Raw genomic sequence first — 22,658 nt, 5'->3', positions numbered from 1 at the left:
GTTGCCACAGTGGCAGGGTGAAATCCCGGGAGCGTTACTATCCACAAGGATTTCACCCGGGCTGAATGTTAAAACGGAAAAAAGGGATTTAATCCTCGAGCTGGATCGTGGTCAGCTTCACCGACTCGACTCCCTTCTGGGACATCAGCCGCTCGGCGAGCGACTTGAGGTTGGTACCGTCTCCGTGGACCAGGATCACTTCGAGGCACCGGTCGTGGGTGACATGGGAGTGGAGGGAGGCCTTGATGATCGCATTGAACTCGTGCTCGATATCCGTGATGTTGGTCAGGAGGTTGCGCTGGTCGTGATCGTAGACCATAGTGATGACGCCTTCCCGCTCGCCCTTGACGTCGGACATCCACTTGTAGTAAGTGATATACGTGCGGATTGCGTCCCGTATGCCTTCCGACCGGGAGGAGTAACCCCGGTAGTTCAGGATTTCGTCGAACCGGTCGAGCAGGTTTTTCGGCAGCGAGATGCCAATCCGGGAGAGGTCGTCGTCCATGGTAATACCTTCGATCAGACTATCGTACCTGATCGTTTTAAAACATTTTGAAAAAAAGCTGACAAAGTATTACTTGGTAATATTCTCTGCAGTTCTGCCCGGATCGTGCCATGGGTCCTGCACCCCGGTGATGCAGGACAACGGGATGCGAGAGAATTAACCGAGTTGTTCAAGCCGCCGGCACGCTTCTGCCAGCGTCTCGTCCTTCTTGGAGAAGGTGAACCGTAGTTTCGTCTCCCCACCCGAATGGTAGAAGGAACTGCCGGGGACCGCGGCAACGCCGGCGGTCTCAATAAGGTGACGGGCAAACACGGTGTCTGTCATGCCGAACGAGCTGATGTCCGTGAAGATGTAATATGCCCCCTGCGGGAGTTCGCACGCAAACCCTGCCTTTTTCAGCCCGTCGAAGAGGATCCGGCGCTTGCGATCATAGTCCGCCGCCAGATCCTTATAATACGGTTCCGGCAACTGCAGGGCAGCAACGCAGGCCCGCTGGAGGGGGGCCGGGGCACCGACCGTGAGGAAGTCGTGGATCTTCCGGATCCGGGAGGTGAGGCGGGCATCCGCGAGGGCGTAGCCGACCCGCCACCCGGTGACGCTGTAGGTTTTTGAGAAACTCCCGATCGTGATCGTCCGGTCCTCCATACCCGGCAGCGTGCCGAGCGAGACATGCCGGTGCCCGTCGTACACGATGTGCTCGTAGATCTCGTCCGTGATCGCGACTGCGTCGTGCTCAATGCAGAGGTCAGCGATGAACGTGAGTTCCGCTCCCGAGAAGACCTTGCCGGTCGGGTTGTTCGGCGAGTTGAGGATCACTGCCCGGGTCTTTTTAGAGAACGCCTCTTTCCACGCTTCCTCGTCAAGAGAGAAATCATCCTTAAGCGGGACGAAGCGCGGGGCGGCCCCTGAGATCTGCGCATCCGGGCCGTAGTTCTCGTAGAAGGGCTCCGGTACGACCACTTCGTCACCCGGGCTGATGAGGGCAAGCATCGAGGCCATCATCGCTTCGGTCGAGCCGCAGGTGACGGTGCACTCCGTTTCTGGATCGAACAGCATGCCGTTGAACTTCTGCACCCTCGCTGCCAGCGCTTCGCGGAGGTCCTTTGCCCCCCACGTGATCGCGTACTGGTTGATGTCCGCGTTTATCGCCTCGCAGGCAGCGGCCTTCAGCTCGGGCGGACAGGGGAAGTCAGGGAAGCCCTGCGCAAGGTTGATCGCATCGTGTTTCAGGGCAAGCCGGGTCATCTCGCGGATGACGGATTCGGTGAAGGAGTCGGCCCGGGAGGTGTGGGCGGAGAAAAACGGGGGGGTCGTAGGGTCTGTTCGTGGGGATGATGAACCGTGCCCGATCTGCTTCATGTTGAGAATGTTGGCGCTTTTGGGAAAAAAGGGTGGCGGATGGCGAGTGGCGTAGGAGTTCCAGGCCCCGGTATCAAATAGCTCACGGGTGTCCCGGACCACGACACCGGTAAAAGTCCAGACGAGAGGATTGCCGGTTCCCGGTGTCCCGATCAACCGGTTTTGGGGACATGGGGGACCGGGGCGAAACCCTTTTTGGCGGGCACCGGCAACTACTCCCGATGGCAGGAGGTCCGGGCAGCACGGGGGAGACGGGGATCGGTGCGCTTACCCGTGTCCGCCTCACCCGGCTCGGCAAAGTGTTGTACCCGGCGGCACAGATCACTAAGGCGGATGTGCTCGCGTACTATATCCGGGTGGCCCCGATCCTCCTCCCGTTTCTCCATAGCCGACCGCTCACCATGCACCGGTTCCCGGACGGGGTGGACGGAGGGGGTTTCTTCGAAAAGGACGCGCCCGCCGGTACTCCTGAGTACGTGGAGATCTTCACCCGGTACTCGGAGACCGCGGACCGGGACGTCCACTTTGTCCTCTGCAATAACCTCGATACGCTCATCTGGATCGCGAACCTCGCCTCCCTCGAGATCCACACCACCCTCTCGACAACCGGCTCCTACGAGTCTCCCGACCTCCTCCTCTTCGATATAGACCCCGAACCTCCGCTCACTTTCGATGACGTGATCGATGTAGCCATGGTAGTGCGGGAGGAGCTGGAGGCCGCCGGGCTCCGGTCGTATGTCAAGACATCCGGGAAGAAGGGCGTCCACATCGTGGTCCCGCTCGTCCCCGGCTACCGCTTCGGCGAGATCCGGGAGTTTGCCCATGGGATTGGGAAAAAGATCGCCCGCAGCAGCCCTCGTGTAGTCTCGGAATTCCCCCGGTCCCGTGACCCCGGGACAGTCTTCATCGACTATCTCCAGAATGCCCACGGCAGGACGATGATTGCACCGTACAGCCTCCGGGCCACTCCGGGGGCCACGGTCTCCTCCCCGGTCCGGTGGGAGGAACTCCGGCACGGGGTACGTCCCGAAGATTTTAATATAAAGACGGTGCTTTCGAGAGCTGAGGAACCATGGAGGGGCATTCTTGACACCCGGCAGAAGATCTGAACCGAAACCCGAACCGCCCGGCCCGCACGGACCCCCACGGTCAGGTGCATCGCGCAGGCCGGGAGCTGCCCGTACCACGGGAATGATCGCGAAATCCGGGCCATCCGGTCTGCCGGCCGGCCCTGCCGGGACCGCCGCTGCAAAGCCGGAACGACCGGTTCCCCCGGCAGGAAAGCGTGCCGGGAAGGAAAGAACAGCCGGGAGGGCCGGGAAAGCGGAGTCGCCCGGCGACAACGAACCGAACGGCAGGGCCGGCAGGCCGTTCTGGAGCGGGAGCATCACGATCGGCCTTGTCAACGTGCCGGTCCGGCTCCACACGATGGTCACGGACCGGTCCTTCTCGTTCCGGCTGCTCCACCGGGCGGACGGCCAGCCCCTGAAGTATGACCGGGTCTGTTCCCGGGACGGCCGTGTGGTCCCGTGGGCGGATACCGTGAAGGGATACGAGGTGCGGAAAGGGGAGTTCCTGGTCTTTGAGCCCGAAGAACTCAGGGCAGTGATGCCGGGGGCCGACCGGAAGATACGGATCGATAAGTTCGTGTACTACCTCTCCCTCGATCCAGTCTTTTTCGAGACCTCGTACCTCCTTATTCCCGACCGGAGCGAGGAAGCGTACAGCCTGCTCGTCACTGCCCTGCAGGAACTCGGCCGGGCCGCTGCCGGGACGATCACGCTCCGGACACGGGAGTACCCGGTGGTGGTGCACGTGTACGACGGCGCCCTCGTCCTGACCACCCTCCGGCATGCCGACGAGGTGACGATGCCGCACGCGTTCCCGGCCATGCCCGCCCTCCCGGAGCCAAAGGAGGCCGAGCTCGCGCTCGCAAAACGGATCATCACGGACCTGTCCGGGGATTTCTCCATCACCGATTACCCCGACCATTACCGGGATGCGGTCCTTGCCCTGATCGACCGGAAACTGGCAGGCGAGAAGATCGTGTACGCCGAGCCCCGGCCCGAGGAGGCAAAGGAGCTGATGCAGGCCCTGCAGGAGACCATCGCCACGCTCGCCCGGAAGTAGGCATGTCCTCCCGCCGTCTCCCGATGCTCGCGAAATCCGCACCCGCCCCGTTCAGCGGCAGCGACTGGCTCTTCGAGATCAAGTGGGATGGCGTGCGGGCGATCGCGGCCGTCGACGACACGCTCTCGCTCCGGAGCCGGAACGACACCGAACTGGCCGGCCGGTTCCCGGAACTCGCAGAGCTCCTCAGGCTCGCGCCCGGCACGGTGCTCGACGGCGAGATCGTGGTGATGAACGGCGGGAAGCCCGACATGCAGGCGCTCCTGCCCCGGCTGCAGGCCGGTATGCCCGGCACCGGCACGGTGCCGGTTACCTACATAGTCTTCGATATCCTCGAACGTGACGGGAAGGACCTGACCGGCCTCCCGCTCACCGAGCGGCGGGAGCAGCTGGAAGCGGCGGTGCGGGAAGGCCCGCACGTGGTACTCTCGGTACCGATCCGGGAGCAGGGTGAGGACTATTACCGGGCCGCTGTGGCACAGGGCCTTGAAGGCATCATGGCGAAAAGGAAGGACAGCCGGTACGAGCCCGGTCTCCGGAGCGGGTCATGGCTGAAGATCAAGGCGCAGCAGAGCTGCGACTGCGTGATCGCGGGCTACACGCCGGGACAGGGCGGCCGCGGGCCGGCCTTCGGTGCCCTGCTGCTCGGGCTGTACGAGCTGGGGCATCTCGTGCCGGCCGGCAAGGTAGGGACCGGCTTCTCAGACAGGCTGCTCGCGGACCTGATGGAGCGGTTCGCCCCGCTGGTGACCGCTGTCCCGCAACTCGCGGGCATACGCGGGACGGTGATCTGGCTGGAGCCGGTCCTTGTCTGCGAGGTGGCGTACCAGGAAGTGACCCGGGACCGGAAACTACGGATCCCCCGGTTCCTCCGGCTCCGCACTGACAAGCCGGCGGCTGCCTGCACCACAGATCAGCTCGCGGAGGTACACCCGCGTCCTGCGGCGCAGGCAGGTGCCAGGCCGGCGGGCGGGGGGCACGGGGCTCGAGTAAAACCAGAGTTGAGGAACTATCATGAGAAACGGAATTTTATGGTCACAACCGAACCGGCAGGAGCGCCGGATATGAGCGGCAACAGTTTTGTCATCCAGGAGCACCACTCCCACAAACTGCACTATGACCTGCGGCTGGAGCGGGACGGGGTGCTGAAGAGCTGGGCGGTGCCAAAGGGCGTCCCGGAGGCTGCGGGGGAGAAGCACCTCGCGGTCGCCGTCGAGGACCACCCGCTCGAGTACGGTACGTTCGAGGGCGAGATCCCAAAGGGCGAGTACGGGGCCGGCACGGTCACCATCTGGGACAGCGGCACGTACGAAACGAAGCACTGGGACCCCGAAAAGATTGAAGTGACACTCCATGGCCGCAGGCTTCACGGGCAGTACGTACTCGTGAAGTTCAAACGGGCGGGAAAGAACGAGTGGCTGGTGTTCCGGGCGGGAGCCTGAAGGAGAGACGGCAGCCGGTCATGCCACCGGGTTTTTCCCGTCATCCCTCAGGCGGTACTTCCCCTCAGGAACAATGATCTCAAACCGTGCACCCTGCCCGAAGCGGCCGGTCTCCCGTATCGAGAGCCCGGTGATCGCGAGGATCTCACGTGACAGGAAGAGGCCAAAGCCCGTATTGGAATAAAATGTCCTGGTAAAGATACCCTCTTTTTTCTCTTCGGGGATTCCCACGCCGTCATCTTCACAGGTGATGACCAGTCCCTCCGGTGTCATCTCCCGGGTGAACCGGATGCATGTGACATTTTCACCATACCGGGTCGCATTATCCACCAGGTTGTAGAATACTTTTTCGAACAGGCCGTCGGCATACACTTCGATATTTCCCAGATCGCCCGATAAGGTGATCAGCGAGGGGTCGAAGGCTGATATTGCAGTGAGGATCGTCTCCCTGACGTTCTGCCATTGCGGGACCTTGACACCGATATCCTGGTAATCCCGGGTAAAGGTAATCTGGTGTTCTATCGTCATGGCCGCACGCAGCTGGATACCCAGGTACCGGAGTACTTCCGGGTCCCTGGTATTTTCCAGGCTCAGTTCTAGGAATCCTGTGAGGGCAGTCAGCTGGTTACGGACGTCGTGGCGCGTGATCTGGTTCAGGAGATTCATCTTTTTATTTATCAGCAACAGCGCATCTTCCATCTGTTTGCGGTCGCTGATATCTCCTGCGGTGATCCGGGTACCGATACGTGTACCCTGGTAGATGATAGGTGTGAAAGAGAGGATTGCATGGAACCTGCCGCCATCGGGCCGGAGCAGCGTATATTCGATACCGCTCAGGCTCTGCCCGTCCTGCAGCGGCCGGGTAAGATCCTGCCGTGCCCGCTCCCGATCCCCGGGTGCGATTCTGTCGAAGAATGTCAGGGTCTCTCCGTCTCCTTTTCGGGAAATGCCAAGGAGGGTCTGGGCTGCATTATTGGCATAGGTCGGCCTCCCCCCGGGATCCAGCTCAACGAAGATCACGGGCAGCTGTTCAGTGCACTCCCGGAACCGCTTCTCGCTCTCAATGAGTTCTGCCTGGCTTAGCTCCTTCTGGTCGAACATCCGGTTGAGCGCATCCACGAGACGGGATATCTCGTCATTCCCGCTGTCCGTTATCCGGACGGCACCGCCGCCCTGCACGTTCATCCCTTCAATTTCCTTATTGATCCTGCTCAGCCGCCTGAGCACCAGCACATCAAGCAGCCAGATCAGGAAGATACCTAAAATGAGGACAATCCCAAGCAGGATAAAGATAAAACTGAGCACGGTATTTCGTCCCTGCTGGTAGATGGTCCGTGACATCTGGTGTTCCAGGACCATAGAATTGTTTCCGGAAATGTCCCGGACCAGGATATCTTCTTCAATAATGTCACTGCCGGGGTAACGGATCACTGTCTGTGAACCGCCGGAACCGGTGAGATCTTCCAGCAGGGCAGGTGAAAGCGACGACTGCCCGACCGGTACCACGAAGATTTCCGAGTTTTCTACTACGGCGAGCCGTTTCTTCTCGGTGTCATCGATATACCGGCCCATGATCACCATGCCTGCCTGAGGGCCGGAGTAGTCGCTGCGGAGAACGGGATAGGTTGCGAGCAGTACCGCACCGCCGGGGAGGTTGAGGATCCCGGATAGCCTGCCCGTTGTCAGCGCAGCGTGGAGGGGGGATGTGTTGCGTGACACTTCTGCTACGAGATCAGGGCGCGCCGGGGTAAACGTGTTATTGGCAAAACCAAATCCCTGCTGGTAGACGATCCCGCCGGAGCTGTTGGTTATTATGATAAAATTCAGGTGCAGGTTCTCAAAAGTCTCCGGCATAAAATTATTCCTGATAAAATCAGGATCTCCCAATGAAACGAACCGGTAGGTATCATCCCATGCCCCCCAGTCGGCAACGGTCATCTCCAGGTTGTTCTGTTCATTGCCGATATTTTTCTCAATGACCAGACTATAGTCATGGATGGTGCGGGTTTCAAGGGTACTGTAATTGTCGAGAAATATTGAGGCTGACAACCCCATGACGATGATACTGATGACGATGGTGAGCCCGGTGAAGAATACAAGCGTCTTAAGGCGGAGGTCCATAACGGAACTCAGCCCCCCGGGAAACTGCCCCGCACCCGTGCGCGGCAGGTGATCGTGATGTCATGTGCGAACATCAACACCGGTGAACACCCCCTGGCACTCTGACTGTGCACCTTGCTGGGGGCACCAGCCTTGCCGGATACTGCATTTTATAATGAAAACCTCTATGGAGAGTGATGATATTGGTGCATATATAAATTATTCCGTTCAGGTTTAAAAAATATGAGACCGGATCCGCTACCCTTTTGAGGGGCTGGCAGGGGAAATTCGTACGGGTTGTAACGAGGTACCTTCCACCGATCTTCAGGAGGGAGCAGGCGATCATGCAGGTTCATCGAAACGGGACCATACGCGATCCACCCCCGCTCATCCCCGCTCCAGCGGGAGACCCGTGGAAGAAGCCGCACCTGACATCACCCGTTCCCCGCGGCACCGGGCTGGCCGGTAACCGGGCGGACTCTGTTCTCCCACGATACCAGGCAATCGAACACGTTCAGCGTCCATTCATCATTAACCGGGCGAGGTGATCAGGGAACCCCCCGGGATACCGCAGGGAAAGTCACCTCAGCAGGTTACGTGCACTACCGCGGCATACTTCCGCTTTTCCTGCCCGATCAGGGAAAGGATGTCCGGTGTCGGCCCGATTGTGGGTGCGTAAGGCGCGAGCAGGTCGGTGGCATCCGGGGTCAGCGGGAGGTCTCCATACTGGCCGGTGCCGATATAGACTACGCTGGGGCGTTCTTTCTCCAGGAAATCCAGTTCTTCGGCAGAGAGCGGCGTGTGCCCGTATTCTTCCCTCCGGAGTTTCGAGAGTTTCTTCCTGCGCTTTGAGACCGTACCATCGGTATGGATGATGATGTCATGCTCGTATCGGGTGCCACCGATCTCTATCCACCCGAATTCCGTTTTCATGCGATCACTGATAAGGAGATTCCGGATGGGAGGATATGAGTGTTTCCTGCCGGACCCCCATCCCGGAAATGAAATTTTCAGACAGGGATCGCTGAAAATAATGTACAGCGGGAACGGGGTGAACCGATCAATCTTATCAGATTCTCCTGCCACAAGTAACCGTATGCAGGAGACTACCGCAGAAGATTCCGGAAAAGAAGTATTATCTGCTGAAACTGGTCGCTCCCTGCCCGACATTTCCGGCCGACATGAATGACGCGGAAGCGATAGCCATGCAGGCGCATTCAGGTTACCTTAAAGATCTTGTGAACAGGGGAACGGTGGCGGGCCCGGTCCTCGACCCGGTCATCTTCACGACCGATCAGATCCTGACCGATCCTGCCGGCCGCTCATATCAGGTATGTTCCGGTCTTTCGCCGGCAGGCCGTGCTTCCCCTGCCTTATCCCATCACCGGCTTCCAGATGCCGATGGCGTTTCCTTCGCTGTCCTGGATGATCGCTGTGAACCCTACGGATTTTATCTCCATCTTCGGGACAGCGATCCTGCCCCCCAGCTTCTCCACCTTCGCAAGTACTTTGTCGATGTCATCGACCATGACGTAGTTGATGATAGGCTCGGTCATCTGCCGCTTGTACAGGCCTCCCATGTTCAGGGTGCCTCCCATTGCGCCCTGCTGTGGTTCCCCGGTGATGATATCCTGGTACTGCATTGCTGCCGCTTTCGACGGGTCCATCGGGGTCTTCGTCGGTTCAATCTTCCACCCGAGGAGGGAGTGGTAGAACTTCTTTGCGCGATCGACGTTGTCGGCTGGAATCTCGAAGTATGCGATGTTTGCCATGGGCAGTGATGTAACCAGAATTATATTTAGCAATTGGGATGGTACCACAACCTGTATCCGCACCGCTTTCCGGTCTCCGTACCGGCTACCACGGTCCCCGGGACCGGATTATTGCAGCGGAATTGTCCGCAGGGACCGTACCGGGAGTGAGCCACTGCGGGGACCGGTGGACCGGGGCGGGCGGAAACCCGGTGGATATATCTCCCGCTCCCATGACCGGATCACCGGTCACTTTCACCCGCCCCGATCCCGGGTATTAATACCGGCCCATGCAACTGCACACCAGACATGAACCGGCAGGTGCATCTCGTTATCGGGTTCGGGCTGTTCCTGGTATACCTGTACGTAACCGGCCTGTTCCACGGCCCCACCGGTGAACTGTTCGTATTCGGGATCATCGCAGTCACCGCCGGCTCGCTCTTCCCGGACATCATGGAGCCCGCGAGAAGCCCCCGGCACCGGAGGATCTTCCACAGCCGGCGGGCACTGAACGTTGCTGGCGTGTTGTTCCTGCTCACGGGTGCAGCAGCCATGGTCGCCCGCGGTATTCCCGATCCTGCGCCCGTCTTTGCGTTCTCCTGTTTCTTCCTTGGGTACGCGGCCCATCTGCTCGCGGACTCCCTGACCCGGGCGGGGCTGCCCGGGTGATGCGGGCCGGTGAGACAGGCCCGGGCTCTGCCGGGCAACCGTGATGAACATGGACGACCCCGCCCGGCTCCGGCTGCTCGCGCTCGTAGAGCAGGATGGCGGGACCGACCGGTTGCTGTACCGGCTTGTCGTGACGGCGCAGACTGCGGCAGACGGTTCACACGTGACCCGGGTTGATGACCGGATCGATCCGGCATTTGCCCGGATCGACGCCGGGGCAGCCGGCCGGGCAGCCGGATGCCGGCAGCAGATCGAACGGCTCCTGGCGAAAAAAGACGGGGAAGATGAATACGAGTATGAGGAGATGTTCGAGATCCTGGAGAAGACGAACTATCCGCTGGATATCAAAGAGCAGACTGAGGAGGAGGCCCGGCAGGGGATGCTGGAAGGCGAAGAGTTCATGCTCCTCGAGATTCAGGTGATCGGGTTTGTTGAACGACACCGGGGGAAGGAATCGCTCGCCTTCGATTACATTGCCGCGATGAGCCAGAAAGCGCTTTCATCGGAATGGATGAAGGAGAAGATCCGGCTCGTCTCGAAGGTCTGCGAGGATACCGTCATGGGAATCGACAACCAGACAACCCGCCACCTCTCCGCATCGATCCGCAAGACCGAAACCCGGGAGCTGTGCCTGTACCGGCTGTCTGTCTGGTGCTCGATGAGCGACGACGGCTCTCCACGGTACAGTGTCCGGGACCGGATCGATCCGGAGCTCGCGAAGAATGATCCGGCAGCGGGGAAGAGGGCGGACGAAGCGAGGAGGCTGGCGGGAATGGTGATAGAAGGGGAGCCGGCGGGGGCCATTGGACCTGAAACAGGAGAATGCTGAGGATCGTCAGACCCGAAGCAGAAGAAGAACTCACCGGAGTTCTTCGACCAATTTCCCGGCCGTATTTTTTTCGCTCGCCCGGCAACCGGCACCGCATCCCATCCCGGGTAACCTTTATGGGTACCTATCGTTCAATGCAAACGTACAGTCAAGCGCGGTTACAGGAAAGGTGAGGCAGGAACTATGGACGATCTGATGAAGGTTATACAGGACAGGCATTCGACGAGGATATTCTTTGATCCCCATAGGCCAGTACCTGAACGGGATGTAAAAAAGATCCTGGAAGCAGGCCGGTGGGCACCGACTGCTCACAATATGCAGAATTTTGAGATCATTGTCGTTGATGACAGGAACGTCCTGGACCCGCTGGGGAACATAACGACCTATCCTTCACCGGACTTTATCCGGGAAAATTTTGAGCAGTTGTCAATGTCGGAAGAGGAGTTGCTGCAGAAAAAGGTCGGGATCCTGGGGATGCAGTTCCCTCCGGCATGGCGGGACAAAGCACGCCTTGAGACCGCGATGAAAGATACCACTCCCGGAACCCTGAACGAGACGATCAAAGGAAGTCCGGTCATCCTCGTTGTAGTATACGATACACGGAAACGGGCCCCGGCATCAGAAGGTGACAGGCTTGGGACACTGAGTCTTGGCTGCCTGATGGAAAACATGTGGCTCATGGCCCAGGAACTGGGTATTGGTTTCCAGATCATGAGCGCATTCAGCGGTCCCGTCCAGAAGGACGTAAAGAAAATCCTGAAAATTCCGGAGCATATGGCGGTATCCTTTGCCGTCAGGCTCGGGTATCCGGCAGCACAACCTGACTACCTGAGGGTGCGCAGGGAAAGGGCATCGTTCACGTATCACAACACGTACGGTAAGGTTTGGTAAATCCGGGACCCACCCCGGTTCATGGCAGAAATCATGCTGCAGGAGTGCATACAATTCCGTACCCGCACTACGGATCCAGGATGTCAGGGATGAAGATGACGTGAAGTTCGCCGGGGTTCCGGTTTTTCATATCCAATAGCTCCATGATCGTGTGCATAAAAATCCTTGGGCTTACCGCAAGATCATATCCTTAAGAACTATATCCGGGTGATGGTAGCGGGGTTTGCCCGCCGTATAACTGCCAATCTCAATTGCTCCCCGGGGGCACCAGTGGACACAGGCATAGCACTGGGTGCAGCGCCCGTCCCAGGTCACGGCTTTTTCGGTGACAGTTATATTGTTCGTGGGGCAGATACGCCCGCACACCCCGCAGCGGTTGCAGGCGTCAGTAGCATGGATCTGGTTTGGGATCCGGATCACGGATGTTGTGTACACCGAGAATATGCCGATAAGGATGCGCCATACCAGGGAACCGGTCCCTTCCGGTACAGAGACCTGTCGCCGGGAAATGGCAGCAGCAAGTGCGGGAATCTTCTCTTTGGCATCCTTGTTTTTCTGCTGCTGGACCGATGCAGGCTCTATCAGGTCGAAGGGGGCGATATAATTTTCCGGCATGACCATTAAGAACCCGGCCGCAAGTGTTGTTCCCTTCTTTTCGAGGAGAGACCTGAGCGTGAAGAGGGAATGCCCGGGACCGTTTCCACAGCTTGCAATACCGAAAATATACGGCGTTGCTGAAAACCTCAGCTTTTTCACAAACTCCCTGACATACCGGGGCATGTCGGAGAAATAGACCGGGAATACAATCCCGACAATCTGTGCATTATCCGTGATCTCCATCTGGTGCATCACCAACGGGATGGGAATAAGGACCGCTTCATCCAGACATTTTGCAAGGTCACGGGCAACGGCAAGCGAGTTCCCGGTCCCGGAAAAATAATAGATATTTGCTTTCATTCCTGTTCTCTTCTCACGATTTTAATCAGCATTCCCGGTCCGCCGGCCTGTTCAGGGGTATGCACGACGAGCCTTCTCCCGGCCAGTATCCCTCTTGGCCGCTGAAACGGTTATGCTCGTAACGCTTTTGTCAAGTATTGCAACGATCTTGTCCAGTTCTGCCGGTTCGATATCTACCTTGAACCCCAGGTCCCGTATCGCGGAAGTGAAGTCAATGGGGGAATCCTTTACAATATCGGCCCTTGCAAAGCCGGCAGACAGGAGCCTTGACTGGTACTCCTCTTTCATAAGTGCCCCGGAGATACAGCCCATGTATGCGGCAACGGATTTCTGGATCGCTTCGGGAAGAGGCCGTGTCAATACCGTATCGGACACCATGAACCGGCCGCCGGGTTTAAGGACCCGGAGTGCTTCTGAAAATACCCTGCTCTTATCCGGTGCGAGGTTGATCACGCAGTTGGATATGATGACATCAACGGAATTATCATCCACCGGCAGGGACTCAATCTCACCAAGGCGGAATTCGACATTGGAATACCCACCCCGCTCTGCATTCGCAGTTGCCCGTTCGATCATCTCCGGTGTCACGTCGACACCGATCACCCTGCCGGCCGGGCCGACTTTTTTTGCCGCAAGGAAAGCATCGAAGCCCCCGCCCGATCCAAGATCGAGAACTGTCTCGCCCTGGCGGAGCGAAGCGATGGCAACGGGGTTCCCGCAGCCCAGGCCAAGGTTGGCTCCTGCCGGTGCAGCAGATATGTCATCGTCAGAATACCCGACCTTTTTCGAAGCGTCGGAAGCGGGAGAACCCCCGCAAGATGCAGGGCCGCAGCACGATCCACCGGTCCTGGCGATAGTTCCGTATTTGTCCTTTATCTCATCCTTGATTGTTTTTTCAGTCGTGGGTATTGTTTTCATGATACATCCCCGAATTCAGACAGTCCATTTCCTGGTCATATCCAAATCACAAAAATTATGTGAACGTTCAGAATATTTAAATCTATCAGATCAATCAGAACAGTAAGATTTTACTGAACTAATGGTAGATGGGCAACATGAGGGGAATCAACCCCGGTTTCAGGTATAGTTTCGAAGGGACGCGCCTCGGAATCTTCTTTTTATCTACGGAAAACCATGCATGAAAAAACTGCCTGTGCGGATTTTTCATTCTGATTATTCTGAAAGGTTAAATAGGTAAAAAATAATCAGTAGTGCACGAGACCATGACAAAGAAAAAAACTGCAGTTCCCGCCGGAATTTCACCCGGTGACTCCTGTGAATGTACGGTGAATGGGGTTTACAGCATGGAGGCACTGCTGAGTGTCGATGAACGCGGCCAGATGGTGCTCCCCAAAGACTTCAGGGAAAAAAACGGTATACGGCCCGGTGATAAACTTGCATTGTTCTCCTTTGAAAAAGAGGGAGGATTCTGCTGTATGGCACTGGTGAAAGCAGAAAACCTGAGCACGATGATGACAACGCTTCTCGGTCCTCTTGGCGGAGAAGTCACGAAAAAATAATTATCTGCGTTTTTCCGGCTTTCTGTTGTAACAAATAATTTCAGCCGGAGGTGAGTGAATGCAGGGGATAACCCTCTGCGTTTTTTCACTACTGCCCGCAACCCCCCCTTGGTTTCTGGCTGCACCCGCCCGCAGCACAATCAGACTCTTTTTCCGGAGTGCCACAGCAGGTAGCAGCCTTTACATACTCCCGGACCACCTGCTCCGCAACCTTGTACGCGTACACCGTGAACATCTCGTCCGGCACCTCATCGATCCCGAACGGCAAGTCGACGTCATAAATCTGGTCGGCCTGCACGATCACCTGCTTCAGATCAGGAATGACCCCCTCCATCATCCGCGCCGCACAGTGGATGAAGCAGCCCTCGATCGCGATCACCTTCTCCGCTCTCCTCACGAGGTTCCGCTGGCCGGTGTCTTTCGTGAACGCCCCGCCCAGGCAGATTCGCACCGTCTCGTCGCATGCCAGCCGGTGGGCAACCATGTTCGCCACCCGCCGTGCCACCTCGCCCCGGGAGCACGCCCCCTCGCAGGCCATCACCGCGATCTTCGGCGGGGTCGTGGAATTCCTCTCGGCATACTCCTCGCAGGCCGGGCATTTCCCGGTCACTTTGGCAATTTTTATTGTTTCATATTCCATGGTTTTGCACCTTACATACTGCGTGGGAGAGGAGGCGATATATATCCCGGAACCGGATTTCAAAAAAAACTGAAGTCCGGCAATTCAGTGCGGGATCGTATTATTTTCCCCGGCCACCCATGCTGTACCATGGCTACCGCCCGCTGCTGTCCCGCCGACTGCGCCCTCCGGAGCGACTGGGAAGATGAACTCCGCGCCGAGAAGGAGATGCTCTCGGGAGATTCGGTCACCGAACTGCTCCGATACATGAAACTGCTCGGCCACCCTCTCCGGCTCAACATCGTCCTGATGCTCCTGAAACGGGACCACTGCGTCTGCGAGTTCTGGCACGTATTCGAAGAGCCGCAGAACCTTATCTCCTATAACCTGAAGAAACTCCGGGACGGCGGGGTCGTTGAGTCTTACTATCGATCGAATCATAAGATCTACAAAATCAGGGAAGAAATCGCCCAGGTGATCCGGAAGATCACTGCATCGGTACCGGGTATTTAAGATCACAGGTATTACCGGATAAATTCCCGGCCCGTATCCGTCAGCGAGTAGATGATCCAGTTACCGTGATACTCTCCTTCGATCAGACCGCTCTCTTTTAAAATATTCAGGTGATAGGAGAGTTTGGAGCCGGCCAGTCGCATGAACCGGTTGATAACGCAGACGCAGAGCGGCTGGTCGCGGACAAGGTAGAGGATGGTGAGCCGGAGCGGGTCGGAAAGTGCATGGTAGACCCGGCTTTTCTCTTCGAGCTCATGAGATGCGGGTATCCTACCTGTAAGCGCTTCGAATCCCCCGAGAGCATCAAGTTCTTTCTGGATGGGGTCAGGGATCTCCATCTCCCCGGTGCCCTTCGTGTTTTTTGTCCCGCAGCAGGACAGGGTTACGCGTTTCACTTCAAATTAATCTGAAATGAAAAGATATATAATCTTGCCCTGTCCAGTGTAATTCAACAAAATTTGAATTGATGCACAATGACAAAAATTGAGATTCTCGGAACCGGCTGCGCAAAATGCAAACGGCTCTTTGCCAATGCCGAACAGGCAGTAAAGGACCTGAAGATCACGGCCGAGCTCGTCAAAGTAGACGACATTGCCGAAATTGTCAGTCGCGGTGTCATGCTCCCGCCGGCGCTCTTCATCAACGGTGAAGTAAGGGCCGAAGGCAGGATACCTGACGTGAATGAGATAAAGAAGATGCTGACGGAGTGAAACCAATGACCGAAACACCACAAAGTTCGTGCGGATCGAACGAACCGAAACGGATCATATTTCCGTGCGCCGGGCAGGCGAATGTCGGACAGCTGACCAATCTTGCAGCAATCCAGCTGACGGAGGAAGGCTACGGGAGCATCTCCTGCGTAGCACTGCTCGCTACCGGTACCGAAAACCTTGTCGCCAACGCGATGAAGGCTGATGAAGTTGTCATCCTCGACGGGTGCCCGATGCTCTGCGCAAAGAAGATTGCCGGTGCACAGGGTGTTGCAGCGGGACAGCACCTGATCCTGACCGAACTCGGCATCGCCAAGGGGCCGTCGAAGTCTTACACGAATGATGACATAGAGAATGTCGTTGCCGCGTGCTGGAAGGGCGAAGGGCGGGTACAGAGTACCGCAAAGCCGGCCAAGAAGACTGGCGGGAAAGATGGGTGTGGCTGCGGGTGCGGCGGGACCTGCTGAAATTCACGAAGGTTTCACCATGACCTTTGCACTCGTCACCTGCTCCGGTATCTCGAATACCGGCAAACTCACCACGCAGGCCGCCCTCATGCTCATGCAGCGCAGGCCGGGACACTATGTCTGGATGCATGCCAAGCAGTCTGCCGCAACGCTCGAAGCGGAGATCGGGGATGCCGACCAGGTGATCGTGATCGACGGATGCACGGATTGTTGTGCAACGAAGAAACTCGCCAAATCCTGCCTCGTACCCCATTATCATATCATCGCTGCCGAACTCGGGATCGAAAAGAAGGGAATGGGAGAGGTCCGGTACGATGAGATCGAAAAAGTCGTCCGTGCTGTTATGGATAAAGAGGTATCTCCATGAAAATCGGTATTGTGAGCGATGGAAAATTTGGTGACCGTGCCTTTGAGGTCATCCGGGATCGGTTCCCTACGGAATGGATCATGGCCCCGTTCCCGCAGAGCATAATCGTTGACGATCTCGAACTGGACCTTCCGGAATGCGATCTCTACATCTCTTATGTCCGCCACCCGGATGTCGCGCTCGCGATCATCGGGAAGAAGAAACCGGTGATTCTCGGGGTCAGTTTCGGGCCCGGGTTCCTCCGGCAGGCAAAGGCCATCAATGAGGATATTATTGCGCCCGCGACGATGTGCTCGCTCGAAGACACTACCTGGGTGCCGGCAATCAATGAGTATGCAAAAGTATTCGGGCGCCCTTCGTTTGACGTGAAGGTACAGGAAGATGGTACCATCGAGAGCATCCGGGTGATCCGTGGCTCTCCCTGCGGCTCTACCGTTGCGGCAAGCGTAGAACTGCTTGGGACACAGCTCAGCCCGGAACAGCTCCAGCACTACGGCCTCCGGATCTGCCACTTCTGCCGGGCACCCCGTTTCGGCAAGACCTGCGACAAGGAGATCGCAGGGCTGATTCATGCACGGGAACTGGTCCATGCAATCAGTGCAGTATCACCCGCAGCAGGTGCACGGGTGAGATCGTTTACCGACGAGATGGAGAAAATTATCGATCAGAAAATAACCGGAGAATAACCCTATGCAGAATTATTTACAACTGTTCGCTGACCGGGTGACCTATACTGTCCTCGGCCTTGCGCAGGGTAGTCCCCTTGCCTCGTCGGTGAACGTCTTTGTCAACGACATCATCTGGGTATCGCTGCTGCTCTCCGTGGTGGTCTTTGGCGTTGCCATCGTCCGTTCGTTCATCACCCCCCAGAAAGTGAAGAAGCTGGTGGCAGGGCGTACAGAAGGAGTGGGCAACGTGCTTGCCGCACTTCTCGGTATCCCCACACCGTTCTGTTCCTGCTCGGCAGTGCCGCTCTTCATCGGCTTTGTCGAGAGCGGCGTGCCGCTCGGGATCACTTTCTCGTTCCTGATCGCCTCACCGCTTATCAACGAGGTCGCCGCAGCCATGCTGCTCGCGATGTTCGGCTGGCAGATTGCGCTCATCTACATACTATCAGGTCTCGTCATCGCAATTGTGGCCGGCATCATCATCGGGCGCCTCCACCTGGAGAGCGAGGTCGAGGAGTTTGTCTGGAAGTGCAGGATGCACGACCAGGCCGACAAGCCGATGACATGGCGGGAGCGGATTGATTTCGGAATTTCTGAATCGAAAAGTATCACGCTCACGGTACTGCCCTATATCGTCATCGGTATTGCAATCGGTGCGATCATCCACGGCTATGCCCCGGCGGATTTCCTGGTCTCGTTCGCGGGCCCGGGGAACCCGTTCGCTGTTCCGATAGCAGTACTGATCGGTATCCCGCTCTACTCGAACGCAGCGGGTATGATCCCGATCATGCAGGTCCTCACGGCGAAAGGTATGGCGATGGGTACGGCACTTGCGTTCATGATGTCCGTCATCGGGCTCTCACTGCCGGAGATGATCATCCTCAGGAAAGTGATCAAGCTTAAATTAATCCTGATCTTTGCAGGAATCCTGTTCGTGGCGATCACGATGACGGGGTATTTGTTTAATGCGATACTGGGATAATCAAAAGTGATCTGGTGAACATGACATGACAACGACGAAAAACCTCTCTTTCCTCGACCGGTACCTCACGCTCTGGATCTTCCTTGCGATGGCCGCAGGTATCGCCATCGGTTACTTCTCGCCCGGGGTGCCGGCGCTTATAACCGGCCTCTCGGTCGGGACCACCTCGATCCCCATCGCGATCGGGCTGATCCTGATGATGTACCCTCCCCTCGCGAAGGTGAAGTACGAGGAACTGAAATACGTCTTCCGGAACACCACGGTGCTCGGCCTCTCCGTGGTCCAGAACTGGATCGTCGGGCCGGTCCTGATGTTTGCCCTTGCCGTGATCTTCCTCCGCGACCAGCCGATGCTGATGTACGGGCTGATCCTCGTGGGCATCGCCCGGTGCATCGCGATGGTGATCGTCTGGAACGACCTCGCGGGAGGCGACTGCGAATATTGCGCCGCGATCGTTGGTCTGAACTCGATCTTCCAGGTCTTCTTCTACTCCGTCTACGCCTGGTTCTTCATCACCTACCTGCCACCCCTCCTTGGCATCGGGACCGGTTCTGCGGTATCGATCACGATCATCCAGATTGCGGAGAGCGTTTTCATCTACCTCGGCATCCCGTTCATCGCCGGCATGATCACCCGGTACGCCCTGCTCCGCGTGAAGTCAAAGGAGTGGTACGAGCAGGTCTTCATCCCGAAGATCTCGCCGGTCACGCTCGTCGCCCTGCTCTTCACCATCATCGTGATGTTCTCGCTCAAGGGCGAGTATATCGTGAGCGTGCCGTTCGACGTGGTCCGGGTGGCGGTCCCGCTGCTCTGTTACTTCGTGATCATGTTCTTCGTGAGTTTCTGGATGGCACACCGGCTCGGCGTGGATTACGCGAAGTCCGCCTCGCTCTCGTTCACCGCCGCCTCAAACAACTTCGAGCTCGCGATCGCAGTTGCCATCGCGGTCTTCGGCATTGCGTCACCGGCAGCCTTCGCCACCGTCATCGGCCCGCTCGTCGAGGTGCCGGTGCTGATCGGGCTCGTGAACGTCTCGCTCTGGCTGAAACAGAAATGGTACGGGGGGAGGGGCGACAACTCATGCAGCCCGTGCACCGGTACCAGGGAGTCATGATTATCGTGAAAAAGAAGATCCTCTTCATCTGCACCCATAACTCCGCCCGTTCACAGATGGCGGAGGGGTATATGAACGCAAAGTATGGCGACCGCTACGAGGTATTCAGCGGCGGGACCGAGCCCGGCCGGGTCCATCCGGTCGCAATTGCGGTAATGAAGGAGATCGGGATTGATATCTCCGGGCACCGTTCGAAACTGATCGATGAGCACTACGGGAAAGGAATTGAGACTGTTGTCACGGTCTGCGATTCTGCACAGAAGGCATGCCCGTTCTTCCCGGGGGCGAAGGAAGAGATCCACCAGGGTTTCCCGGACCCCTCGGCGTTCACCGGCACCGATGAGGAAATCCGGGCCGGGTTCCGGCAGGTGCGTGACGAGATCATCCGGTGGATTGACGCGACATTTGGAACTGCCCCGGCGTGATATGCCCCAGTTCCTCTCGTTTTTTTTGGCCGTTGGTAGCTGCAAAGGAATCCGGAGAAAAGCACTTTATAGTTAATTTGCTTAACAATATGTGTGCAAAGTACAGGCACAGGTGAGTACTGATGGCAGACACCCCGGATATCCTGCAGTTATCGGCGGCCTGGATCCGCATCCTCAACAAGATGGATGCTATGGAAAAATGCCCCCGGGACTTCGGTTCCGGCGACCTGCTCCACTGCTCGGAGATCCACACGATGATGGTGATCGGGAAACGCCCGGATATCAACATCACGGATCTCGCGGCTGCACTCGGGATAACCAAAAGTGCCATCTCCCAGATGGTCACCCGGCTCGCGGGCAGGAACCTGGTGGAAAAACGCCGCAACCCCGATAATGACAAGGAGATCCTCCTCCGGTTAACCCCGCATGGCACTATCGCATATCTTGGTCATGAGCAGTATCACGCAAAGATCTATGTCCGCATGCAGGAGAAACTCGGTGACATGACTCCCGGGCAGTTCCGGTTCATCGCAACATTCCTCGGTGCCATCGAAGAGACGGCCGATGAGTTCTCGCAGGAGCAGTAGTAAATTTTTTTCTTCCGCAAAACGGTTAAGAAACTTAACAAGAGGTGAAGGATATGGGATTCCACACAAGAAAAGAAGGCACCGGGGATTTCTGTCGTTATTCCCCCTGGACCGCACCGTTCTTTGACAACCTGTTCCGGAAGCTGTTCCAGAACCCGGAAAAGATTGCAGGACCATTCATCCAGCCCGGGATGACCGTCATGGATATCGGGTGCGGGCCGGGCTTCTTTACGCTGGCCATGGCTCGTATGGTCGGGCCGGAGGGGAAGGTGATCGCCATCGACATGCAGCAGGAGATGCTCGATCTGGTGAAAAAGAAGAGCGACCGGCTGGGGTTGTCCGGACGTATCCGGTTCCACAGGTGCGAGCCGGATTCCCTAGGGATAGATGAGAAGGCCGGGTTCATCCTGTCCTTCTACATGGTGCACGAGGTCCCGGACCGGGACGCCCTGTTCCGGGAAGTCAGCGGGCTCCTGGAACCCGGCGGAAGATACCTTATCGTTGAACCGTTCTTCCACGTATCAGCGGAAGCATTCGAAGATACCCTCCGTCATGCGGAAGAAGCGGGTCTTGTTACTGAAAAACGACCGAAGGTGCGGCTGAGCAGGGCGGCGGTATTGAGAAAAGGATAAGCCGGGGAAGTATCCGGGAAACCATCCGCTTCCCGAAGACTGCTGTTCTGGTTCGCACCAACCGATCCGGCAAGGAATGATTTCCTGAAACCACCCGGGGGTCTCCCGCACAGCCGCGGGAAATGTTCCGGGCAGTGTTCCCCGCCTCACTGCCCGCGTGTCGCGAGGATCTCGTCCTTTGCCAGCAGGTGCACGTGGGCCGGGCATTGCCTCGCCCAGGCTTCTGCCGGCATGTGCAATCACCATGGCATCCGTGAAGTGGTTCACGGACTCGACAATCACTTTGCACGCAGTGCCGTGTTCTCTGACTTGAAGATCCCCGAGCCGACAAAGACGCCGTCGGCGCCGGGCTGCATCATGAGTGCCGCGTCCGACGGGGTGGCAATACCGCCGGCCGGGAAGTTCACGACCGGCAGCCTGCCCCGTTTCGCGGTCCCGGCGAGGGGTCAGATCTGCCGGAAGTTTCCCCGCTGTTTCACGAACCGGTCCCAGTTCCACGGTTCGTCCAGCACGTTGACGGTCACGTGCTCGATGCCGCTGATCCCCAGCGCCCTGCGCTGCACCTGGCCGGAGAGGTGATCGGAGAGCGGGCACGCCTTGCAGGTGAGGACCATGTCGATCTCGGCGCTCGTGCCCTTCACCCGTATCTCCTTTATGAGCCCGAGGTCGACGATATCGATGCCCACCTCGGGATCGATCACTTCCTTCAGTGCATTCCGGATCTCGTTCTCGCAGACGAGCTCCTGCCGGGCTGCGGGGGAGATCGGGCCGGGCTGCGCCTGCTCGAAAGTGCGGAGCCGCTCCTCGAGCTGGTTCTGGCGGTCCAGCAGCCGGCTCACCACCCGGAGCATCGGGTCGGGCATGACCTCTTCGATCGTCTCTTCCGGGGAACCCTGTTCCGGCCCGGCGATCCTGCCCGGAACGCCGACAACCGTTGCGCCGGGCGGAACGGACCGGACCACGACCGACCCGGCTCCAACCTTTGCGCCCCTGCCGATCCGGATGGGACCAAGGACAATAGCGCCGGAGCCAAGGATCACGCCGTCTTCGATAGTCGGGTGGCGCTTTACATTCACGAGTGCCGTGCCGCCAAGTACTACACCCATGTAGATGAGGACATCGTCGCCGATTGCGGAAGTCTCGCCGATAACGACTCCCATGCCATGGTCGATGACCACCCTGCGGCCGATCACGGCACCGGGATGGATCTCAACTCCTGTCAGGAACCTGCCTATGTGGGAAACGAGCCGGGCACAGAATTTCAGGTTGTGGGTCCAGAGCCAGTGGGCCCTGCGGTGGAACCAGAGGGCGTGGAGCCCCGGGTAACAGACGAGGACTTCGAGGGTGGAGCGGGCGGCGGGGTCCTTGGAAAAGATTGCCCGTATGTCTTCCCGGAGGCGGTCAAAAACCATGGCAGTCTC

At 57.9% G+C, this 22,658-nt stretch carries 29 protein-coding genes and 1 pseudogene; 19 read left to right on the top strand and 11 right to left on the bottom strand.

Annotated elements, in window-relative coordinates; translation table 11 throughout:
- Positions 1-88: 88 nt before the first annotated feature.
- Positions 89-511 (bottom strand): nickel-responsive transcriptional regulator NikR, encoded by a 423-nt coding sequence (gene nikR, locus WBL42_RS09685; RefSeq protein ID WP_424721145.1) that lies wholly within the window; start codon positions 509-511, stop codon positions 89-91.
- 150 nt (positions 512-661) lie between these two features.
- Positions 662-1,864: a pyridoxal phosphate-dependent aminotransferase gene (locus tag WBL42_RS09680; protein ID WP_424721067.1), complete on the bottom strand. Its 1,203-nt coding sequence runs from the start codon at positions 1,862-1,864 to the stop codon at positions 662-664.
- A gap of 221 nt (positions 1,865-2,085) precedes the next feature.
- Here WBL42_RS09680 and ligD (WBL42_RS09675) point away from each other — a divergent pair, with 221 nt between their 5' ends.
- The 3 genes from ligD (WBL42_RS09675) to ligD (WBL42_RS09665) all read left to right on the top strand — a co-directional run bounded on the left by ligD (WBL42_RS09675) (position 2,086) and on the right by ligD (WBL42_RS09665) (position 5,436).
- Positions 2,086-2,973 (top strand): non-homologous end-joining DNA ligase, encoded by an 888-nt coding sequence (gene ligD / locus WBL42_RS09675; RefSeq protein WP_424721066.1) that lies wholly within the window; start codon positions 2,086-2,088, stop codon positions 2,971-2,973.
- An 82-nt stretch (positions 2,974-3,055) separates the two neighbouring features.
- The gene (locus tag WBL42_RS09670; protein WP_424721065.1) at positions 3,056-3,994 is read left to right on the top strand and encodes a Ku protein; all 939 of its coding nucleotides are present in this window, start codon (positions 3,056-3,058) and stop codon (positions 3,992-3,994) included.
- Between the two features lie 2 nt (positions 3,995-3,996).
- Positions 3,997-5,436: a non-homologous end-joining DNA ligase gene (ligD, locus tag WBL42_RS09665; protein WP_424721064.1), complete on the top strand. Its 1,440-nt coding sequence runs from the start codon at positions 3,997-3,999 to the stop codon at positions 5,434-5,436.
- A gap of 18 nt (positions 5,437-5,454) precedes the next feature.
- Here ligD (WBL42_RS09665) and WBL42_RS09660 read toward each other — a convergent pair whose 3' ends face one another.
- The gene (locus WBL42_RS09660) at positions 5,455-7,557 is read right to left on the bottom strand and encodes a CHASE4 domain-containing protein (protein WP_424721063.1); all 2,103 of its coding nucleotides are present in this window, start codon (positions 7,555-7,557) and stop codon (positions 5,455-5,457) included.
- 323 nt (positions 7,558-7,880) lie between these two features.
- Between WBL42_RS09660 and WBL42_RS09655 the strand changes: the two genes are divergently transcribed.
- Complete coding sequence (locus WBL42_RS09655; RefSeq protein ID WP_424721062.1) at positions 7,881-8,084, top strand: hypothetical protein; 204 nt, start codon at positions 7,881-7,883, stop codon at positions 8,082-8,084.
- A gap of 37 nt (positions 8,085-8,121) precedes the next feature.
- Here WBL42_RS09655 and WBL42_RS09650 read toward each other — a convergent pair whose 3' ends face one another.
- Both WBL42_RS09650 and WBL42_RS09645 read right to left on the bottom strand, forming a co-directional pair.
- Positions 8,122-8,469 (bottom strand): hypothetical protein, encoded by a 348-nt coding sequence (locus tag WBL42_RS09650; RefSeq protein ID WP_424721061.1) that lies wholly within the window; start codon positions 8,467-8,469, stop codon positions 8,122-8,124.
- A 440-nt stretch (positions 8,470-8,909) separates the two neighbouring features.
- Entirely contained in the window at positions 8,910-9,308 is a 399-nt protein-coding gene (locus tag WBL42_RS09645; protein ID WP_424721060.1) for a VOC family protein, read from the bottom strand.
- Positions 9,309-9,346: 38 nt separating this feature from the next.
- On the opposite strand from WBL42_RS09645, the gene WBL42_RS09640 reads away from it, so the two are divergent.
- The 4 genes from WBL42_RS09640 to WBL42_RS09625 all read left to right on the top strand — a co-directional run bounded on the left by WBL42_RS09640 (position 9,347) and on the right by WBL42_RS09625 (position 11,676).
- Positions 9,347-9,568, top strand: coding sequence for a hypothetical protein (locus tag WBL42_RS09640; protein WP_424721059.1), 222 nt, complete (start codon positions 9,347-9,349; stop codon positions 9,566-9,568).
- Positions 9,569-9,596: 28 nt separating this feature from the next.
- Positions 9,597-9,956, top strand: a complete 360-nt coding sequence (locus WBL42_RS09635) for a metal-dependent hydrolase (RefSeq protein ID WP_424721058.1) — start codon at positions 9,597-9,599, stop codon at positions 9,954-9,956.
- A gap of 43 nt (positions 9,957-9,999) precedes the next feature.
- On the top strand, positions 10,000-10,785 hold the full coding sequence (locus tag WBL42_RS09630) for a hypothetical protein (RefSeq protein ID WP_424721057.1): 786 nt from the start codon (positions 10,000-10,002) through the stop codon (positions 10,783-10,785).
- Between the two features lie 183 nt (positions 10,786-10,968).
- Entirely contained in the window at positions 10,969-11,676 is a 708-nt protein-coding gene (locus WBL42_RS09625) for a nitroreductase family protein (protein ID WP_424721056.1), read from the top strand.
- Positions 11,677-11,847: 171 nt separating this feature from the next.
- On the opposite strand, the gene WBL42_RS09620 is transcribed toward WBL42_RS09625, so the two are convergent.
- Together WBL42_RS09620 and arsM are read right to left on the bottom strand one after the other, a co-directional pair.
- Positions 11,848-12,633, bottom strand: coding sequence for an EFR1 family ferrodoxin (locus tag WBL42_RS09620; RefSeq protein ID WP_424721055.1), 786 nt, complete (start codon positions 12,631-12,633; stop codon positions 11,848-11,850).
- 51 nt (positions 12,634-12,684) lie between these two features.
- Complete coding sequence (gene arsM, locus WBL42_RS09615; protein WP_424721054.1) at positions 12,685-13,551, bottom strand: arsenite methyltransferase; 867 nt, start codon at positions 13,549-13,551, stop codon at positions 12,685-12,687.
- A 305-nt stretch (positions 13,552-13,856) separates the two neighbouring features.
- Here arsM and hgcC point away from each other — a divergent pair, with 305 nt between their 5' ends.
- Positions 13,857-14,153: an HgcAB-associated protein HgcC gene (gene hgcC / locus WBL42_RS09610; RefSeq protein WP_424721053.1), complete on the top strand. Its 297-nt coding sequence runs from the start codon at positions 13,857-13,859 to the stop codon at positions 14,151-14,153.
- An 88-nt stretch (positions 14,154-14,241) separates the two neighbouring features.
- Here the strand turns inward: hgcC and WBL42_RS09605 are convergent, their stop codons facing one another.
- Positions 14,242-14,793, bottom strand: a complete 552-nt coding sequence (locus WBL42_RS09605; RefSeq protein ID WP_424721052.1) for a putative zinc-binding protein — start codon at positions 14,791-14,793, stop codon at positions 14,242-14,244.
- Between the two features lie 129 nt (positions 14,794-14,922).
- Here WBL42_RS09605 and WBL42_RS09600 point away from each other — a divergent pair, with 129 nt between their 5' ends.
- A complete protein-coding gene (locus tag WBL42_RS09600) occupies positions 14,923-15,285 on the top strand; it encodes an ArsR/SmtB family transcription factor (protein WP_424721051.1) in 363 nt (120 codons plus the stop codon).
- 11 nt (positions 15,286-15,296) lie between these two features.
- On the opposite strand, the gene WBL42_RS09595 is transcribed toward WBL42_RS09600, so the two are convergent.
- On the bottom strand, positions 15,297-15,680 hold the full coding sequence (locus WBL42_RS09595; RefSeq protein WP_424721050.1) for an ArsR/SmtB family transcription factor: 384 nt from the start codon (positions 15,678-15,680) through the stop codon (positions 15,297-15,299).
- A gap of 78 nt (positions 15,681-15,758) precedes the next feature.
- On the opposite strand from WBL42_RS09595, the gene WBL42_RS09590 reads away from it, so the two are divergent.
- The 9 genes from WBL42_RS09590 (at position 15,759) to WBL42_RS09550 (ending at position 21,237) form a co-directional block, all read left to right on the top strand.
- Complete coding sequence (locus tag WBL42_RS09590) at positions 15,759-15,995, top strand: thioredoxin family protein (RefSeq protein WP_424721049.1); 237 nt, start codon at positions 15,759-15,761, stop codon at positions 15,993-15,995.
- A 5-nt stretch (positions 15,996-16,000) separates the two neighbouring features.
- Complete coding sequence (locus WBL42_RS09585) at positions 16,001-16,462, top strand: putative zinc-binding protein (RefSeq protein WP_424721048.1); 462 nt, start codon at positions 16,001-16,003, stop codon at positions 16,460-16,462.
- Between the two features lie 19 nt (positions 16,463-16,481).
- Positions 16,482-16,829 carry a putative zinc-binding protein gene (locus WBL42_RS09580; protein ID WP_424721047.1) on the top strand — a complete coding sequence of 116 codons (348 nt, stop codon included), beginning with the start codon at positions 16,482-16,484 and terminating at the stop codon, positions 16,827-16,829.
- Positions 16,826-17,515 (top strand): DUF166 family protein, encoded by a 690-nt coding sequence (locus WBL42_RS09575; RefSeq protein ID WP_424721046.1) that lies wholly within the window; start codon positions 16,826-16,828, stop codon positions 17,513-17,515. The genes WBL42_RS09580 and WBL42_RS09575 overlap by 4 nt, the downstream gene beginning before the upstream one ends.
- A gap of 4 nt (positions 17,516-17,519) precedes the next feature.
- Positions 17,520-18,479, top strand: coding sequence for a permease (locus WBL42_RS09570; RefSeq protein WP_424721045.1), 960 nt, complete (start codon positions 17,520-17,522; stop codon positions 18,477-18,479).
- A 25-nt stretch (positions 18,480-18,504) separates the two neighbouring features.
- Positions 18,505-19,593 carry an ACR3 family arsenite efflux transporter gene (gene arsB, locus WBL42_RS09565; RefSeq protein WP_424721044.1) on the top strand — a complete coding sequence of 363 codons (1,089 nt, stop codon included), beginning with the start codon at positions 18,505-18,507 and terminating at the stop codon, positions 19,591-19,593.
- Entirely contained in the window at positions 19,590-20,018 is a 429-nt protein-coding gene (locus WBL42_RS09560) for an arsenate reductase ArsC (RefSeq protein WP_424721043.1), read from the top strand. The genes arsB and WBL42_RS09560 overlap by 4 nt, the downstream gene beginning before the upstream one ends.
- A gap of 122 nt (positions 20,019-20,140) precedes the next feature.
- A complete protein-coding gene (locus tag WBL42_RS09555; RefSeq protein ID WP_424721042.1) occupies positions 20,141-20,605 on the top strand; it encodes a MarR family winged helix-turn-helix transcriptional regulator in 465 nt (154 codons plus the stop codon).
- A gap of 53 nt (positions 20,606-20,658) precedes the next feature.
- Positions 20,659-21,237: a class I SAM-dependent methyltransferase gene (locus WBL42_RS09550; protein WP_424721041.1), complete on the top strand. Its 579-nt coding sequence runs from the start codon at positions 20,659-20,661 to the stop codon at positions 21,235-21,237.
- Positions 21,238-21,383: 146 nt separating this feature from the next.
- Here WBL42_RS09550 and WBL42_RS09545 read toward each other — a convergent pair.
- Together WBL42_RS09545 and cysE are read right to left on the bottom strand one after the other, a co-directional pair.
- Positions 21,384-21,668, bottom strand: a pseudogene (locus WBL42_RS09545) (pyridoxal 5'-phosphate synthase lyase subunit PdxS); the annotation flags it as partial.
- Between the two features lie 15 nt (positions 21,669-21,683).
- Positions 21,684-22,649, bottom strand: coding sequence for a serine O-acetyltransferase (gene cysE / locus WBL42_RS09540; RefSeq protein WP_424721040.1), 966 nt, complete (start codon positions 22,647-22,649; stop codon positions 21,684-21,686).
- Between the last annotated feature and the right edge of the window lie 9 nt (positions 22,650-22,658).

Source organism: Methanoregula sp. (assembly GCF_049686655.1).
Taxonomy (GTDB): domain Archaea; phylum Halobacteriota; class Methanomicrobia; order Methanomicrobiales; family Methanospirillaceae; genus Methanoregula.
Note: the sequence above shows the minus strand (reverse complement) of the source record. Positions and strands in the feature narration are given on the sequence as shown.